Origin of the sequence: Xanthomonas sp. WHRI 10204, assembly GCF_040202875.1 — a bacterium.
Lineage (GTDB): Bacteria > Pseudomonadota > Gammaproteobacteria > Xanthomonadales > Xanthomonadaceae > Xanthomonas.
This window is the reverse complement of the sequence record NZ_JBEGDW010000002.1, coordinates 1,340,393-1,357,304: the sequence shown is the minus strand read 5'-3', so window position 1 is coordinate 1,357,304 and position 16,912 is coordinate 1,340,393. Positions and strand designations below refer to the sequence as shown.

Here is a 16,912-nt window from a genome sequence, read left to right as displayed (position 1 = left end):
TGGTTGGCGGTTTGTTTGCTGTGCGTCGCGCATGCAGCTACAGCGGCATCCAGTTGGCAACTGGTCGCCGGCGGGGCGGATTATCAGCTGGATGCGGCCCACGGTGATGTGCAGACGCCCGAGGGTGCACGGCTGCGTCTGACTGCTGGCGCCAAGCGCACGGCTGCGTTTGGTACAGTCGCTGTGCAACTCGATGCCGTCCCGCTGCGCGGTCAGTCGCTGGCGCTGGACGGCCTTCTCCACGCCTCCCGAGCGATGCAGGGTGCGAACCTGTGGATGCGCGCAGTCGATGCGCGGGGCAAGGTCCTGGCATTTGAAACCTCGCAGGCTGATCGGGTGAGTGGCAGTGCTCAGGCACACCGTCGCATTGCGATGCAGATTCCCTCTGAAGCAAGTCGATTGGCAGTCGGCGTGGTGCTGGAAGGGGATGGTGCGGTCGAGGTGACCGGCTTGCGGCTGATGGCGCAAGCCACCGTTGATGCCGCATCGGCGTCCGCGATTTTCGATATCGCCATCCCGGCCATCCGTGACCACGCATTGCAGCGTACCCGGATCGACTGGGCCACCCGCGAGCCACAGCTGCGCGCACAGGCCGCAAGCATGCGCGAAGCTGACGCGTATGCCGCCATTGACGCGCTGATCGCCGAGCTCGCTGACGGCCACAGCTTCCTGATACGCCCCACCGCGCTGCGCCAGATGGAGGCGCGCGCCGCCGAGCGACCCGCAGTGCAGGCACGCTTGCTGCAGCCGGATGTGGGCTATGTCGAGGTCACCGGCTTGTCGACTTCGTCCAATGACGTCAGGGGCGCCTATCAACGCGCCCTTGCCGCCGCGCTGGACAGCAAGGCATCGCAGGCGCGCTGCGGATGGATCGTGGATCTGCGACAGAACACCGGCGGCACGATGTGGCCGATGGTCAACGGCTTGCAACCCTTGCTGGGTGACCAGTTGCTCGGGTATTCCGTCGACTCAGCAGGCAAGCAGACACCCTGGCACGCGCGGCCAGCTGCCGGTGCGCATGCGTCGCAAACCGAGCGCGCGGTGGCCGTCCTGATCGGGCCACACACGGCAAGCTCGGGCGAGATGGTCGCCATCGCGATGCGTGGCCGCCCGGCAACGCGCAGTTTCGGCCAGCCGAGTGCGGGGCAGACCACCAGCAATCGCGCGGTCGATCTGCCCGGTGGTGGCGTGCTTGCCATTGCCAGCAGTGCCACGCAAGACCGCAATGCACGGCAACTGGACGGCGCACTGCATCCGGATGTCGTGCTTGCGCTGCAGGACGATGCCATCGACGCGGCGGCGCAGTGGTTGCGCACCCAACGATGCGTAGAGCTTGAGTGAGACACGCAACGCGTCGTTTTTGATCGCGTTGCTATGCTCTATACGAAGTATGGCGTGCGGGCTGGGATGGCACCTTCTGGCCATAGTGCGGCTAACGAAGCAGATGCCGTATTGGAGTGGGCGTGTCGTCATGTCGCAGAGATCGCTCTTCCCATCGCGCAACACCGTGACTGCGCGCGAGCAGAGATCACGTGCGTTGCATCAGTAACGATGCGCTTAGTTCAACTGCACCAACGCAGCACTCTGCATTGCATCATTTCGTTGCGCAGCCTTTTAGCGTCGGCTCGCGGGCGCATTGGTCTGCATCGGTTGCTGCCCAGACTGCGATAGCGATCACGCTGTCATTCCATTATCGGCAGCAGAAATAGCGCATTCCGCACAAAACCCGGCAATTCTGATGTCGGGTTGACAGTGCAACTTGCGGAAGGCACCTTCGCTGATAACGTTGTCAGCGAACAGGAGCCTGTTTCACTCGATCACATCACTGTGGCCAGCCGTGCATCGGCCTGGCCTTTCGATCCGTGCGCTGTATCGAGCCGCGCGGATCGCCGCTCGCGATCCGGCACAGGGGACGGACCGCAGCATGGCGCGCGCAGCGCGCTTTAGTGCAACCCATCGGTTGCGACCTGACGTATCCGCCACGAGGTCAATGTAATGCTGTTTCCCTGTCTGTTCCCGTTGTCTGTTTCCGCAACAAGCCAACCCGCCGCGCAGTCAATCGACGTGCGCCATCATCTCTGCGCAGCGTCGCAGGCCCCTTCCAACTCGCGTTTTTTGAAAGCTGTTGAAGCCAATTCAGCACAGTCACGTAGTGCTTCCTTGAGTGCTGCTGCAGCCAGGCATTGGCCGCAACGCGCGCGATTGAGCGCGGCGGTGCGCGGTTTGCTGATTGGTGGCGCCGCAATGAGCGGTGTACTGGCGCTTCCCGCTTTCGCGCAGCAACAATCCGAACCTGCGCCCGCACAACAACAGCCCGTCGCTCCGCCATCGCAAGAACAGGCGCCAACCAATCCTTCGGTCTCCACCCTGGACGAAATAAAAGTGGTGGGCTACCAGGCCAGCCTGGGCAAGGCGCTCAACGTCAAGCGCAATGCCGATGCGATCGTCGATGCGATCAGCGCCGAAGATATCGGCAAGTTCCCGGACACCAACGTCGCCGAGTCGCTGTCGCGGTTGTCTGGCATCACCGTGGACCGCCAGTTCGGCGAAGGCGAAAAGGTCAGCATCCTCGGTACCGACCCGGCACTCAATCGCGTGCTGCTCAATGGCCAGACCATTGCGTCGACCAGTTGGGGCGGCGACCCCAACGACCCGGACAGCCGCTCGTTCAACTACAGCACGCTGGCGCCAGAAGTTGTGGGGCTGATGGAGGTCTACAAGACGCCGGAAGCGCGCATCGATGAAGGGTCCATTGGCGGCACGGTGATCGTGCATACGCGCAAACCGCTGGATCTGGAGCGCAATACGCTGACCGGCACGGTGAGCTACGGCTACAACGACCGGTCCGAGGAAGGCAAGCCCAACGCATCGGCGCTGTACAGCTGGAAGAACCAGGACGAAACCCTGGGTGTGCTCACCTCGGTGATGCATTCCCAGCGCGTGCTGCGCCGCGATGGTGTGGAAATCTTCGGTTACGACAACGTGGCCGGCGCGGCGTTTCCGCCTGCAGTGGTTGGCAACAACACCGGCGTGTTCCCCACCTCGATCAACACTGCGTTGTTTCAGCAGACGCGCAAACGCGATGGCATCAGTGCAGCGCTGCAGTGGAAGCCGGACGCCGACTTCGAGCTCAACCTGACCGGCCTGTACGTCAAGGAAAGTTTCGACAACTACAACCAAAGCCGTTACGGCTATTGGGGTTCCAATCCTGGTGACGCGCAGGCATTGGGCTTCGAGAACGGCGTGGCCACCTCGGGCACGTTCGGCGACCAGTCCACCACGTTCCTGGACGGTTATTTGCGCAACAGCGACGTCACCACCGGCAGCATCCACTTGCGTGCCGATTGGCATGGCGATGGCTGGAATGCATCGAGCCAGGTTGGCTACACCAGCTCGCAAGGCGGTGCCGAGCGTATTTACGGCATCCAGTTCCGCAATCTTGCCGGCTACAGCTACAACATCGACGGGCGCCGCACCGCGATGGACTACAGCACCGACCCCACCAACGCAGCGGCGATGCAGCTCAATAACGCCTCGGCCAGCCATAGCCCGCAGTACGATAAAGAGCGTTACCTGCAGCTGGACTTCGACCATGCGGTGGAGTGGGGGCCGTTCACGCAGATCATGACCGGCATCAAGCTCACCAATCACGCTACCGGGCAGTCGTCCTACAGCCGCACCTGGGCCCCGAACGATGGCAGTACGCTGGCGGATTTCTCGCCGGGTACCACACCCTCCGGTTATCTGGACGGACTATCGACCAGCGCCGACATGCAACGCTGGTCCACCATCAATCGCGGCGCCATCGGCCGCTACATCGGTGGGCTGGAAGGCGATGACGGCCTGCCCATCAGCTACGCCGGCAACTACAGCATCGAAGAGCAGAACCGTGCATGGTTCCTGCAGGGCAACTTCTCCGGCGAGCGCTATCGCGGCAACATCGGCGTGCGCTACGTGCACACGCGCGACTCCACCGATGGCTTCAGCTATGCACCAGGTGGCAGCTACACACCGGTAAATTTTCTCAGCAGTTACGGCAAGTGGTTGCCGGCCTTCAATATCGCCTACGACCTGCGCGATGATTTGATGCTGCGCTTTGCCGCCTCCAAGGTCATCGCGCGGCCGCGCTACACCAACATGACGCCGTACGTTGCCACCGACGACACCACGTTGACCGCGTCCACCGGCAACCCCGGGTTGAGTCCTTACGAGTCGACCAATCTCGGTGCGTCGGTGGAGTGGTATTTCTCCGACAGCAGCTTGCTCAGCGGCGAGTTCTTCTCGCGCGATATCTCCAACTACATCCTGACCACGGTGCAGGACCGCGTGTTCTTCAATAACGCCACCGGTGGGTCGGGTACGTATCAGACCTCGGTGCCGACCAACGCCGGCGACGCCAAGGTGCAAGGCGTTGCGCTCAATTTGCAGCATAACTTCGGCAACGGTTTCGGCGTAGTCGCTAACTACACGTACTCCGATTCCAACACTGACGGCGACTACAGCCTGCCGTACAACTCGCGCAACGCCTACAACATCAGCCCGTACTACGAGCAGGGCAAGTGGAGTGCACGCGTCAATCTGGGCTGGCGCTCGGAGTACTTCACCCAGATCGGTCGCCTCAACGGTCAGCAGATGACCGATGCGTTTACCCAGGTGGATGCCTCGTTCGGCTACCAGGCCACCGAGCGGCTGCGCGTGGCGCTGGAAGCCACCAACCTGCTGGACGAAACCTACTTCAGCTACATCGGCAACAAGAACCAGCCGTACTACATCTACAAAAACGGCCGCTCCTTCATGCTGAGTCTGAATTTCAAGATGTAATGGATGCCGAGCGGCTGCGCGATGCAGCCGCTCGCTGAAGGGAAGGCTTTGGTCGACGACGGCTAAGGCTGGGCAGCAAGCGACAGTGCGGCCGCCAGATTGGCCCGGTTGGTGCTCGGAGTTGGCATGTTCGCGTCGTGGCTTACGCTTCCGCCGCGCCTTCCAGCTGACGACCGCTTGCTACAGGATGTCCGCCGTTCCAGAGCGGTCCGTTGCTTTTAGCGGTCAGGGCACCATGATTCGGCACGCTCGGGTATCTATGACGTGTAGGTCGGTGACGACGGGCAGCGCAGCAACGCAAACGACACCGCGCACAATCTTGCTCGATAGAGATGGCCACGTGTGGACGCACTGCTGCGATGCCACAGCTGCATGCCAGTGCCCTTGAGTGGCATGGATGTCGCGTTGCACGCTAGAACTGCTTATCAAGAGCGTGCTGAAGACTCTTCGCTGCCGCTGTGCTTGTCGCGGTTGCGTGCGTTCGCAATCGCCGCGATGCGTGCCTTCGTCAGGGCCTCGCCGATCTGCGGTCCCTGCAAGCCTTCCGCGGCCAGGTCGCGTGCGTTGATCGCCAGGGCGGCGGCATGCAGACGTTGGAGTTCGGCGCCTTGCGGGTATGCGGCGTCTTCGCTGCCCAGCCTGCCGCGCTTGTCGGCCTCGCAGACCAGCGCCAGTTGCGCGATACGTTCCGGCCGACGAAATGCATCACAGCGCACCAGCAGCTCGTGCAGCGTGCGGTCGCGCAGTTCCGCCAGACGATGCACGTTGAGGTGCTCGCGGCAGGCGGTGACGGCGAGCTGGCGATAGTCTTGCGGCACCTTGAGCCGTTCGCACAGCGCCTGCAGCGGCGCAACGCCGCGCTGTTCGTGCATCACATGGCGCGGCCATTCGTCCGGCGGTGTCAGCGCCTTGCCCAGGTCGTGGGTCAACGCGGCAAAGCCGATCAGTGCATCGCCAGGTGCCAGCCGCGCAGCCATGTCGCTGACCATTTCCTGATGGATGCCGGTATCCACTTCCGGATGAAATTCGGCACGTTGAGGGACGCCATACAGCGCATCGATTTCCGGCAGGATGACGCGCAGCGCATCGGTGTCGTGCAACGTGCGCAAAAACGCAGAGGGCTGTGCGCACGTCAGCGCACGACGCAGTTCCTGCCACACGCGTTCGGGCACCAGGCTGTCCAGCTCGCCGCTGGCGGCCATCTCGCGCATCAGTGCGGCAGTCTCCGGTGCGATGCTGAACCCCAGTGGTGCCAGCCGTGCCATGAAGCGCGCTGCGCGCAAGACGCGCACGGGGTCTTCGACAAAGGCCGGGCCTACGTGGCGCAGCACGCGCGCTTGCAGATCGCGGGCACCGCCGTACGGGTCGACCAATGTGCCAGTGTCTTCGTCGCGCGCCATCGCGTTGATGGTGAAGTCGCGGCGCAGCAGGTCTTCTTCCAGCGTCACCGACGGATCGGCATCCACCACGAACCCGCGGTAGCCACGCCCGGATTTGCGCTCGGTGCGGGCCAATGCATATTCCTCGCCGCTGCGCGGATGCAGAAATACCGGGAAGTCCTTGCCCACCGGTTTGAACCCCTGCGCTTGCATCTGCGCCTGGTCGGCGCCAACCACCACCCAGTCGCGGTCGCCGGCGGGTTGGCCAAGCAAGGCATCGCGGACTGCGCCGCCAACGAGATAGATCTTCATCGCTCCATGATGCCCGATGCGGTGCTTGCGTCGAAACAACTTGCGGCGATTCCTTGGGGGAGTCTGCTTGCGTGTGGCACCAGGCAGGGTGACGTTACGTAGTTCCTGGCGTTTGCAAGCGATTGCTGCAGATGGATGATGCACAAGGCGTCTGGTCTGTGGGTTCGCTGCAGGGCCCTTGCCCGCCCACCATCGCGGGACACGCTGCAAGTACGTCCATGTAAGCTCTTTGGCGGCATCCATGCCGCCAAAGGTCCCGCGACAGTGAGCGGGCAAGGACCCGTCACGCTGGTCGGTGTGCACCATTGAAGCAGTGCATGATTCCATCGATCTGAGCGATACGCGCCGCGCCCGGCTAGGTGCTGCTGTCGAATCGCCGTTTGCACGGCGCGTGACCTTGCAGCTGCAGCGCATCTAGACGTTCCGCTGTGTCAGATCTTGGCGCGTTGCTCCCGCAGACCCGTCAATTGCACAGTCCAATCGTTCAAGCGCGCACGCTCTTGCTCGACGACCGCCGCCGGTGCGTTCTGCACGAAGGTGGCATTGCCAAGTTTGCCGTTGCACTTGCCGATCTCGCTTTCCACGCGCTTGATCTCCTTGTCCAGACGGATGCGCTCGGCCTCCATGTCGACCAGGCCTTCCAGCGGCACCAGCAGGGTCAGTTCGCCCACGATGGCAGCAGCGGCCGGCGGGGTGTCCTGGCCGGCGTCCAGCCAGTCGATGGCTTCGAGCTTGAGCAAGAACGCCAGCTGCGATGCGAAGCGCGATACGCGCGTGCGGTCGTCGGCGGTGCCGGCCTGCAGCAGCAGCTGCACCTGCTTTGAGGGCGGCACGTTCAACTCGCTGCGTACGCGCCGCAAAGCCGACACCATCGACTTCAACCATTCGACATCGGCGTCTGCGCTGGCGTAGCTGCTGGTGTCCACGTCGCCGACTTGCGGGAACGTCTGCAGGGAGATCGTCGCGGTGGTGATGCCCAGGCGCGGAGCGACCTGTTGCCACAGCTCTTCGGTGACGAACGGGGTGAGCGGGTGCAGCAGGCGCAGCAGCGATTCGAGCACGTACAGCAGGGTGTGGCGCGTGCTGGCGGCAGCGTCGTTGTCCTGCACGGCACCGTTGAGCGCAGGCTTTGCCAGCTCGACGAACCAATCGCAGAACGCATTCCACGCGAATTCGTACAGCGACTGCGTCAGCAGGTCGAAGCGGTAGTTGGCGTAATGTGCATGCGTTTCCGCAGTGACCTTGTCTAGCCGCGCCAGAATCCACTTCTCCGCTTCGGTACGCGGTTGCGGCACACCGGCAAAGCGCGCGCCTTCGGTGTTCATCAGGACAAAGCGCGTGGCGTTCCACAGCTTGTTGCAGAAATTCTTGTAACCCTCGGCGCGGCCCAGGTCGAACTTGATGTCGCGGCCGTGGGTAGCGAGTGCGGCGATGGTGAAGCGCAGCGCGTCCGCACCGTGGGCGATGATGCCGTCCGGGAATTCGCGACGCGTGGCTTTTTCGATCTTCTCGGCCATCCGCGGTTGCATCAGCCCGCTGGTGCGCTTGGCGACCAGGTCCTCGATGCTGATGCCGTCGATGATGTCCAGCGGGTCGAGCACATTGCCCTTGGACTTGGACATCTTCTGGCCCTGCGCATCGCGGATCAGGCCGGTAATGTAGACATCGCGGAACGGCACCTGCCCGGTGAAGCTGTCGGTGGCCATGATCATGCGCGCCACCCAGAAGAAGATGATGTCGAAACCGGTGACCAGCACGCTGGAGGGCAGATAGCGCTCGAAACCGCGCTCGGCCATCGCATCGGCATCCGGCCAGCCCAGCGTGGAGAATGGCCACAGCTGCGAGGAGAACCAGGTTTCCAGCACATCGCTGTCCTGATGCAACGCGATCTCTGCGCCCAGGCCGTGTTTCGCACGCACCTCGGCTTCGTCGTGGCCGACATAGCACTTGCCTGCGTCGTCGAACCACGCGGGAATGCGATGTCCCCACCACAGCTGACGGCTGATGCACCAATCCTGGATGTTCTCCATCCAATGGCGATAGGTGTTGATCCAGTTCGGCGGCACGAATTTGATCTGGCCGCTTTCGACCAGCTCCAGGCCGCGCTTGGCCAGCGCGTCCATCTTCACAAACCACTGGTCGGTGAGATACGGCTCGATCACCTGACCGGTGCGGTCGCCGCGGGGTACCTGCAGTTTGTGCGGCTTGGTTTCGACCAACAGGCCCAACTCTTCCAGCTCCGACAACACCAGCTTGCGTGCGTCGTAGCGATCCAGGCCGCGGTAGCGCTCCGGTGCGTTGTCGTTGATGGTGGCGGTGACGGTGAACAGATTGATCAACGGCAAGTCGTGGCGCACACCGACCTGGTAATCGTTGAAATCATGCGCAGGCGTGACCTTGACCACGCCGGTACCGAAGGCGCGATCGACATAATCGTCGGTGATCACCGGCACTTGCCGGCCGGTCAGCGGCAGCACGATGCGCGCGTTGTGCAGTGTTGCGTAGCGCGCATCGTCCGGGTGCACCATCGCCGCGGTGTCGCCCAGCATGGTTTCCGGGCGCGTGGTGGCCACCACCAGGTAATCGCGGGTTTCGCGCAGGGTCTCATTGCCGTCGGCGTCGTGCTCGACGTGTTCGTAGGTCACGCCATCGGCCAGCGGGTAGCGAATCGACCACAAAAAACCGTCTTCTTCGACGTTTTCCACTTCCAGGTCGGAGATGGCGGTCTTCAGCACCGGGTCCCAGTTGACCAGCCGCTGGCCGCGATAGATCAGGCCCTGCTCGTACCAGCGCACGAAGGCTTCGTTGACCGCTGCCGACGGTTGCGGGTCCATGGTGAAGGTGCTGCGCGACCAATCGCTGGAGGTGCCCAGGCGACGCATCTGGCGCTCGATGATGTCGCCGGATTCGGCCTTCCATTCCCACACCTTGGCGATGAAGCCGTCACGCCCGAGCGAGTCGCGCGTTTCGCCGTTGCCTTCCAGCGCCAGATTGCGCGACACCACCATCTCGGTCGCGATGCCGGCGTGGTCGGTGCCCACCTGCCACAGCGTGTCGAAGCCGCGCATGCGGTGATAGCGCACCAGCGCATCCATCAGCGTCTGCTGAAACGCGTGGCCCATGTGCAGCGTGCCGGTGACATTGGGCGGCGGCAGCAACACGGTGTACGGCTCGCCCTTGCCGGACGGCACGAAGTAGCCGGCCGCCTCCCACTGCGCGTACAGGCGCGATTCGAAGGAAGAGGGTTCGTAGCTGGAGGCGAGGGTGGTCATAAGGCAGGGAATGGAGAGTCGGGAATAGGGAATAGGGAAAGCGGGTGCGCTGAAAGGTGAAGGTCTACGGGGTAGTCGACGTGCGATTCTCGATTCCCCATTCCCGATTCACATATCGTATTTGGTCAGTTCCAGGCCCAGGGCCTTGTACTGTTTCCAGCGTTCGCGCAGCGGTTCGCGGGCGGCGGGGTCGGCGGGCACCACTTCCAGCACGCGGTCGCAGGCGCCCAGGTACGGGTCGTCGCGCAGGTTGATCACCAGCGGGCGCGAGGGCGCGGCGAACTCCGGCGTGGCGATCAGCACCGGCGCCAGTTCGTCTTCCTCATCGGTGCCGGCGATCTGGTGCGGCACATAGGCTTCGTCGTCGAACGCCCACAACAGGTCATCCAGCGCCTCGGCTTGCGCGGCATCGCGCGCCAGGATCAGCGTGGATAGGTTAGCGTCGTTGGCCTTGCGCGCCAGCTCGCAGACCAGCCGCAGCGGTTCGTCGAGGAAGCGCGGTTTGGCGATCAGGTAGAAATCGGCACGGGGCATGGGAAGGTCACGAAACGTAAGGGAAAACGGATTCAGCGATAAACACGCCGAGCATGAACAGCAGGCCGGAGGCCAGTATCGCCAGCACGAAGCCGCCCATTGCGCGCAGGCGCCTGCCCACCGGCCGCGAGCGATACAGATAGATGGGGATGAACACCAGCCAGGCCAGCACCATCCCGATGTTGATCCACATCGGGCGGTGAAAGCCCTGCCGGCGGCTGTCGGCCGCCAGCCAGACAAAGATCAGCGCCAGCAATAGCGCAAACCGCAGCAGATCGCTGCCAGTGCCGGTCCAGCCGGGCAGCGCGCAGGTGGCCCCGTCCGCCAGGGTGAACCCGGCGATCAGGGCCAGCGCGGCGCGCGGCGACATCAGGCCGCGCGATCCAGCAACCACTGCGTCAACAGACCGACCGGGCGACCGGTGGCCATGCCGCGCTTGCCTTCGTCGCTGGCCACGCCGGCGATGTCCAGATGCGCCCAGCGCTGGTTTTCGGTGAAGCGCGACAGGAAGCAGCCCGCGGTGATCGCGCCGCCCCAGCGACCGCCGATGTTGTAGACGTCGGCAAAGGTGGAATCCAGCAGGCCCTGGTATTCGTCCCACAAGGGCAGGCGCCAGGCGCGGTCGAACACATGCTCGCCGGCGGCCAGCAGTTCGTTGGCCAGGTCGTCGTGCTTGCTCATCAGGCCGGCGGTCTGGTGGCCCAGGGCCACCATGCAGGCGCCGGTCAGCGTGGCCACGTCCACCAGCGCTTCGGGATTGAAGCGCTCGGCGTAGGTCAGCGCGTCGCACAGGATCAGACGGCCTTCGGCATCGGTATTGCCCACTTCGATGGTCTTGCCGGACATGCTGGTGATCACGTCCGACGGACGATAGGCATTGCCGTCGATGGCGTTTTCCACCGCCGGCACCACCACCACCAGATTGATCGGCAGCTCGGCCTTGACCGTGGCCACGAAGGTGCCGATGACGTTGGCGCCACCGCACATGTCGTACTTCATTTCCTCGATGCCGCCCTGCGTCTTGAGATTGACGCCGCCGGTATCGAAGGTGATGCCCTTGCCGACCAGCACATACGGCCGCGCGTCGCCGCCGCCATTCCACTTCAGCACGATCAGGCGCGGGCGGTTGGCCGAGCCGCGTGCCACCGACAGCAGCGAGCCCATGCCCAGCGACTCCATCTGCGCCTCGTCCAGGATCTCGGCTTCGGCACCGGCGTACTTGCCGGCAAATGCGGCCGCGGTGTCGGCCAGGTAGGCCGGGGTGCAGTAGTTGGGCGGCAGATTACCCAGCTCGCGGGCGAACTCCACGCCCTCGGCGGTCGCAATGCCCACCGCCAGCGCGCGGGCGTCGTCGCCGGCGATCGCAAGCGTGGTCAGGCCAGTCTCGTCGACCTTCTTCTTGCCCAGCGTGGCGGTGTAGCGATACGCCGCATGGTCGCTGACGATGACTGCCTGGCGGATATTCCATGCGGCATCGCGGGCCTTGACCGGCAGTTCGGTGAGGGTGAGCAGGGCGGTGCCGACGGCGCCGGTCTTCAGCGCGCGGGTCGCATCGCCGATGGCCTTGAGGTAGGGCGCCACGCCGAACTTGGCGGTCTCGCCCAGCCCGACCACCAACACGCGCGGGGCGGTCACGCCGGGCAGGTCGTGGACCAGGGTGGTGCTGCCGGTCTTGGCAACCACGTCGCCGCGTGCCACCAGGGCCGTCAGGCGGCCCTGGCTGGCGCTGTCCAGCGCCTGCGCGGCGGGCGACAGGGTCTTGTCGGCGAACACGCCAACCACGATGCAGTCGACGGCGGCGCTTGCCGGCGCGTCTTGGTTCAGGGTGAATTGCAGGGCCATTGATCAGATTCCGTAGGCAAATCCGTACAATCGCGGACTGTTTACGCCAACCTGATTAGGCTGGCGGCGCCGCGAACGAATCCGAGAGTTTAAAACAAGCCCACCCTATGCCGAAGCTCGATCGATATCTGCTTAGCGATTTCACCCAGAGCTTCCTGGCCACCTTGATCGTGCTGCTGGTCGTCAGCGTCGGCGGTGTGCTGGTGGATATCCTCGGCAATATCGCCGATGGCCGCATCCCAGCGCGCTTGCTGCTGTCTCAGGTGGGCCTGCAATTCGTGGCCTATCTGCCGATCATCCTGCCGCTGGCGCTGATGCTGGGCCTGTTATTGGCGCTGGCGCGGCTGTACCGCGATTCAGAAATGGCCGTCATTACCGCCATTGGCGTCGGCCCCAGGCGCATGTTGCGGCCGATGCTGATGCTGGTGGTGCCGGTGGTGATCATCATCGGGCTGTGCTCGCTGTGGCTGGGCCCGTGGGCCAGCCGCACCGCCGAAACCATGCTGGAAGACGCCAATCGCAGCGTGCTGATGGCCGGCCTGGAGTCGGGCAAGTTCACCCCGCTGTCCGGCGGTGGCGTGGTCTACCTGACCACCATCTCCGCCGATGGCAAGGGCCTGGGCAAGGTGTTCATGCAGCGCCAGAGGGACGACCGCATCGATGTGGTCACTGCCCAGCGCGGCGCGATGTTCTTCGAAGGCAAGACCGACCGTTACCTGCGTCTGGAGGACGGCTATCGCATCGAAGGCCCGGCCGCCGGCGACACCCTGGACTACCGCTTGATGAAGTTCGCCAGCAATGACGTGGCCTTGCCCGATCGCACCCGGACCCACGACGCCAACGACCCGGAAGTGATGTGGACCACGCAGCTGCTGTCCGATGAGCGTCCGGCTGCACGTGCGCAGTTGCACGAGCGCCTGGCGCCGCCCTTGCTGGCGCTGGCCTTCGCGCTGCTGACCCTGCCGCTGTCGCGCAGCGCGCCACGCCAGCAGCGCTACGGCCGGATCATGCTGGCGTTCCTGGCCTACATGGTTGGCACCAATCTGATGATCGTCGGCACCCAGTGGATCGCCAACGGCAAGACCCCGGCTGCGCTGGGCTTGTGGTGGTTGACGCTGCCGCTGCTGGCGGTGGCGGTCTGGGCGTATGCACGCGATGGCCGCGTGCGTCGGCCGAGGGCGAACGCATGAGGCTGACCCCGCGGGTCCATGATTGGTACGTCGGTCGCGTGGTGTTGTTCACCGTGCTGCTGACCTGGGCGGTGCTGCTGGGTCTGGACCTGGTCAATGCCTTCGCCAGCGAGGCCAAGAACATCGGCCAAGGCAGCTACAGCTTCGGGCACGCGGTGGCCTTTGTGGCCTACACCGTGCCGCGTCGCGCTTACACCTTGTTCCCCACCGCTGCGGTGATTGGCGCGCTGATGGGCCTGGGCCAGCTGGCGGCCACATCCGAATTGACCGCCTTGCGCGCGCTGGGCGTGTCGCGCAAGCGCATGTCCGCCTCGGTGGTGGCAGCGATGGCGCTGTTGACCGCCAGCATGGTGATCAGCGGCGAAACCGTCGGGCCATGGGCGCAGAACCAGGCCGACAGCCTCAAGGCCAGTGCCCGCTACAACAACAGCATGGCGTCCTCGCGCTATTCGGGCCTGTGGGCACGCGAAGGCGACACCTTCCTCAACGCGCTCAGCGGCGAAGAAAAGCTGCTCGACGGCGGCGGCACCGCGCTCGATCTGCACGATGTGCGGCTGTATCACCTGGATGCCAACGGCAGGCTGCAGCAGCTGACCTACGCCTCCGTGGCCGAGCACCGCGATGGCCGTTGGACTTTGCGCCAGGTGCGTCGCGATACCTTCCAGGAACGTTCGGTGCAGCGCGAAACCTTCCCCGAGCTGCCATGGCAATCGCAACTGAGCCCTGCGGCGCTGGCGGCCGGATTGGCCAAGCCGCGCAATCTCTCGGCGCACGAGCTGGAGCAGAGCATCGAATACCGTCGCCGCAACGGACTGGACGCGCGCGATTACGAAGATCAGTACTGGAGCCGCTGGTTCTACCCGCTCAACGTGTTGGCGTTGTGCATGGCGGCGATTCCGTTCTCGTTTGGTTCGCTGCGCAGCGGCGGCTTGGGCAAGCGCCTGTTTTTGGGCATCTTGTTCGCCCTCGGCTTCTGGCTGCTGCAGTTGTTCTTCGGCCGTATGGCGGGCGCGCTAAAGCTGGATTACCGAATCGCCTACGCACTGCCCCCGATGGTGATGCTGGGCGTGTCGGCGTGGTTGTTCCGGCGGCGCAGTAGTTGACCGGGCCCGAAGTGGCTCTTATGTCAGGCTTGGAGCAATTGGAGCTTCAACGCGTGGTCAGCGAGGTGCTGCATTACCTGTGGGATCCGATCGGCATCGCAGGGGTTGTGGAAGCACGTGATGAGTACGACGGTTATGTGCTCGGCATCTGTACCTTGCTGTGGCAAGGCGCCGATCATGTGCTGATCGGCAAAACCTTGATCGACATTGCCGATGAGCAGCTGGGTCTGCCCGGTTCCGAAGCGCAGGCCGAGCGGGCTGCGCTCAAGCTGATCCTTTGGCGGGATGCGATTACTCGATAGGTTTTGCCGTTAAATCCTGTCCAATGACCAGAGCGTTGGCCAGAACGAAGTTGGATCGGTCAGCATCGATTTCCAACTCAGGAACTAGCATCAGCGCGCTGGTCGGCGCTCCAGCCGCGTACCACTTGCGCGGTCATGCCAGGTCAAACGATCGCGATCTACCCATGCCCACCAGAATCCGAGTCCGCCCAGGGCCAGCGATAGCGTGCCCACCGCATAGCGGATCCAGACCTGACGCCAGGTAGGTTGTTGTGTTCCTTGCAAGCGTAGCCGCCAAGGACGCATGCCCAGGGTCTGGCCGCCGCGGCGCCAGCTCACCGTGGCGTACCCGCCAGCGGCGGCCCAGCAGCACAGCCAGAGCAGCCACTGCCAGGCACTGAACGGTGCGATGTTTTCGCGTGCGGGATGCCCGGCCAGGGTGAAGCCCAACGTAAAGCCGGCGGAAATCAGCATCCACAGCGCCAGCACCGGCCAGGCGTCGTAGCACATGGACAGCAGCCGCCAGTGCAACAAGGCGGCTGGCCGTGGGGAATCGGATGCGGCGATCGACGTCATGGCGCGAGCATAGCTGGCGCCAGCGATCCAGCAACGCCGCGCTGCAGTAACACTGTCTAGCCCATCCAGTCGCGGCATCTTGATGTCCAGCAGCACGGCGTATCGAACACGCGGCGGCCGATGCTGGCTGTGGTGACGGCAGAGCGGTTGCAGCCGGGGTTTGGAGTTGGCTTTGATGCTGTTGCCGGTGCGGTGGAGGTTCTTCGGCAATGGATGTGCGGATTGGCACGTCTCGCGTTACCACGTCGCGCCTGCGTTTCGGGGCGCTCTTGGGTGCGGCGGGTTTCTCGGCTACGGCGTCGCGCCCAGGTGCGCTCCTACGTGTGTGATGTGTGCGGATGGATGGAGCGTGAGCGCGCGAGCGATGGGTCTGCCGGCAACGTTCGCTAACCGCGCGGGTGATGCGTGGCGTGCAGCTTCTGCAGGTGCTGCCTTGCCACCAGCGTGTAGATCTGGGTGGTCGACAGCGAGCTGTGGCCCAGCAGCATCTGCAACGCGCGCAGGTCTGCACCGTGGTTGAGCAGGTGGGTCGCAAAACTGTGCCGCAGGCCGTGCGGGCTGACCGTTGCCGGGTCGATGCCGGCCACCGCCGCATAGCGTTTGACCAAGGCCCAGAAGTGCTGACGGCTGGGCGGCTGGCGTGCTGCATCGATGAACAGCGGCACCTGGCCGTCCACCGCCGCCACGGCCTTGTGATCGGCCAGCAGCGGGCGCGCCTCGTGCAGATAGCGCTCCAGCCAATGCTGCGACTCTTCGCCCAGCGGCACCAGGCGTTCCTTGCTGCCCTTGCCGGTCACGCGCAGCACGCCCTGGCGCAGATTGACGCCCACCGCTGGCAGATTTACCAACTCGCTGACACGCAGCCCGGCGGCGTACATCAATTCGAGCATGGCGCGGTCGCGCAGGCCAAGCGGTGTCTGGATATCCGGCGCCGCCAGCAAGGCCTCGATCTGGGTTTCGGTCAGCGCCTTGGGCAGCGAGCGCGGCAATCGGGGTGGATCCAGCAGGGCGGTGGGGTCATCGCTGCGCACGCCATCGCGCAGGCACAGGCCGTAGAAGGCGCGCAAGGTCGACAACAGCCGGGCATTGCTACGCGGCGAATATCTGGCCTCGGTCCGCCAGCGCAGGTAATCGAACAACACCGAACGATCGATACCCAGCAAGCCGCCGCCGGCACCATCGCGCCAGCGTGCCAAGCCTTCCAGATCGCGCCGGTAACTGTCCAGCGTCTGCCGCGCCACACCTTGCTCGGCCCACAAGCGATCCAGAAAGCGCTCGATGGCGGCGGCATCGGCCGCCTGCAGCGGCGGCAGCTGTTGGGTGAGTTGGCGACGTTCGGCGGGACTGCTGGCTGACATCGCCACAGCATAGAGCGTGTCGCGCATATTGCGATGCGCCACGGTTGTGATCGGCCACCTATCGCCAGCGCCTGCCTTGCCGTATCGCGCGCAAGGGTTTGGCGCCCTCAAGGGCAGTCGCATGCCGCGCCTGATGTTGCTCGCCAGCGTGGCGGCCAGCTCACGGATTGTGGCAAACCACACGCAGGAATACACTCAAAGGCACGCCCGGATCACATACGTAGGAGCGCACCCGGGCGCGACG

The 16,912-nt window shown here is 64.2% G+C and carries 12 protein-coding genes; 5 read left to right on the top strand and 7 right to left on the bottom strand.

What is annotated here, in order from left to right; all coding sequences use genetic code 11:
• Nucleotides 1-372 precede the first annotated feature (372 nt).
• Nucleotides 373-1,341, top strand: coding sequence for a S41 family peptidase (locus tag ABQZ00_RS16740; protein ID WP_323538717.1), 969 nt, complete (start codon nt 373-375; stop codon nt 1,339-1,341).
• A 903-nt stretch (nt 1,342-2,244) separates the two neighbouring features.
• Nucleotides 2,245-4,821, top strand: coding sequence for a TonB-dependent receptor (locus ABQZ00_RS16735; protein ID WP_323538718.1), 2,577 nt, complete (start codon nt 2,245-2,247; stop codon nt 4,819-4,821).
• A 425-nt stretch (nt 4,822-5,246) separates the two neighbouring features.
• Here ABQZ00_RS16735 and ABQZ00_RS16730 read toward each other — a convergent pair whose 3' ends face one another.
• The 5 genes from ABQZ00_RS16730 to ABQZ00_RS16710 form a co-directional block, all read right to left on the bottom strand.
• Nucleotides 5,247-6,512, bottom strand: a complete 1,266-nt coding sequence (locus ABQZ00_RS16730; protein ID WP_323538719.1) for a multifunctional CCA addition/repair protein — start codon at nt 6,510-6,512, stop codon at nt 5,247-5,249.
• Nucleotides 6,513-6,943: 431 nt separating this feature from the next.
• Entirely contained in the window at nt 6,944-9,784 is a 2,841-nt protein-coding gene (locus ABQZ00_RS16725; RefSeq protein ID WP_323538720.1) for a valine--tRNA ligase, read from the bottom strand.
• A 108-nt stretch (nt 9,785-9,892) separates the two neighbouring features.
• Nucleotides 9,893-10,318 (bottom strand): DNA polymerase III subunit chi, encoded by a 426-nt coding sequence (locus tag ABQZ00_RS16720; RefSeq protein WP_005995970.1) that lies wholly within the window; start codon nt 10,316-10,318, stop codon nt 9,893-9,895.
• Nucleotides 10,319-10,325: 7 nt separating this feature from the next.
• Entirely contained in the window at nt 10,326-10,688 is a 363-nt protein-coding gene (locus ABQZ00_RS16715) for a hypothetical protein (RefSeq protein ID WP_115527059.1), read from the bottom strand.
• Nucleotides 10,688-12,160, bottom strand: coding sequence for a leucyl aminopeptidase (locus ABQZ00_RS16710; RefSeq protein ID WP_323538721.1), 1,473 nt, complete (start codon nt 12,158-12,160; stop codon nt 10,688-10,690). Before ABQZ00_RS16710 ends, ABQZ00_RS16715 begins: the two co-directional genes overlap by 1 nt.
• Nucleotides 12,161-12,267: 107 nt before the next feature.
• On the opposite strand from ABQZ00_RS16710, the gene lptF reads away from it, so the two are divergent.
• Genes lptF through ABQZ00_RS16695 form a run of 3 tightly spaced genes read left to right on the top strand, consistent with a single transcriptional unit; the run spans nt 12,268 to nt 14,755 of the window.
• Entirely contained in the window at nt 12,268-13,350 is a 1,083-nt protein-coding gene (gene lptF / locus ABQZ00_RS16705; protein WP_323538722.1) for an LPS export ABC transporter permease LptF, read from the top strand.
• On the top strand, nt 13,347-14,453 hold the full coding sequence (lptG, locus tag ABQZ00_RS16700; protein ID WP_115561269.1) for an LPS export ABC transporter permease LptG: 1,107 nt from the start codon (nt 13,347-13,349) through the stop codon (nt 14,451-14,453). The genes lptF and lptG overlap by 4 nt, the downstream gene beginning before the upstream one ends.
• Entirely contained in the window at nt 14,450-14,755 is a 306-nt protein-coding gene (locus tag ABQZ00_RS16695) for a hypothetical protein (protein ID WP_311238944.1), read from the top strand. The genes lptG and ABQZ00_RS16695 overlap by 4 nt, the downstream gene beginning before the upstream one ends.
• A gap of 90 nt (nt 14,756-14,845) precedes the next feature.
• On the opposite strand, the gene ABQZ00_RS16690 is transcribed toward ABQZ00_RS16695, so the two are convergent.
• Nucleotides 14,846-15,310, bottom strand: a complete 465-nt coding sequence (locus ABQZ00_RS16690; protein WP_323538723.1) for an RDD family protein — start codon at nt 15,308-15,310, stop codon at nt 14,846-14,848.
• A gap of 386 nt (nt 15,311-15,696) precedes the next feature.
• Complete coding sequence (xerD, locus tag ABQZ00_RS16685; RefSeq protein ID WP_323538724.1) at nt 15,697-16,668, bottom strand: site-specific tyrosine recombinase XerD; 972 nt, start codon at nt 16,666-16,668, stop codon at nt 15,697-15,699.
• Between the last annotated feature and the right edge of the window lie 244 nt (nt 16,669-16,912).

Coding starts and splice junctions, on each gene's coding strand:
- ABQZ00_RS16740 (WP_323538717.1), top strand. CDS start 373: ATGCAGATTCCCTCTGAAGCAAGTCGATTGGCAGTCGGCGTGGTGCTG.
- ABQZ00_RS16735 (WP_323538718.1), top strand. CDS start 2,245: ATGAGCGGTGTACTGGCGCTTCCCGCTTTCGCGCAGCAACAATCCGAA.
- ABQZ00_RS16730 (WP_323538719.1), bottom strand. CDS start 6,512: ATGAAGATCTATCTCGTTGGCGGCGCAGTCCGCGATGCCTTGCTTGGC.
- ABQZ00_RS16725 (WP_323538720.1), bottom strand. CDS start 9,784: ATGACCACCCTCGCCTCCAGCTACGAACCCTCTTCCTTCGAATCGCGC.
- ABQZ00_RS16720 (WP_005995970.1), bottom strand. CDS start 10,318: ATGCCCCGTGCCGATTTCTACCTGATCGCCAAACCGCGCTTCCTCGAC.
- ABQZ00_RS16715 (WP_115527059.1), bottom strand. CDS start 10,688: ATGTCGCCGCGCGCCGCGCTGGCCCTGATCGCCGGGTTCACCCTGGCG.
- ABQZ00_RS16710 (WP_323538721.1), bottom strand. CDS start 12,160: ATGGCCCTGCAATTCACCCTGAACCAAGACGCGCCGGCAAGCGCCGCC.
- lptF (WP_323538722.1), top strand. CDS start 12,268: ATGCCGAAGCTCGATCGATATCTGCTTAGCGATTTCACCCAGAGCTTC.
- lptG (WP_115561269.1), top strand. CDS start 13,347: ATGAGGCTGACCCCGCGGGTCCATGATTGGTACGTCGGTCGCGTGGTG.
- ABQZ00_RS16690 (WP_323538723.1), bottom strand. CDS start 15,310: ATGACGTCGATCGCCGCATCCGATTCCCCACGGCCAGCCGCCTTGTTG.
- xerD (WP_323538724.1), bottom strand. CDS start 16,668: ATGTCAGCCAGCAGTCCCGCCGAACGTCGCCAACTCACCCAACAGCTG.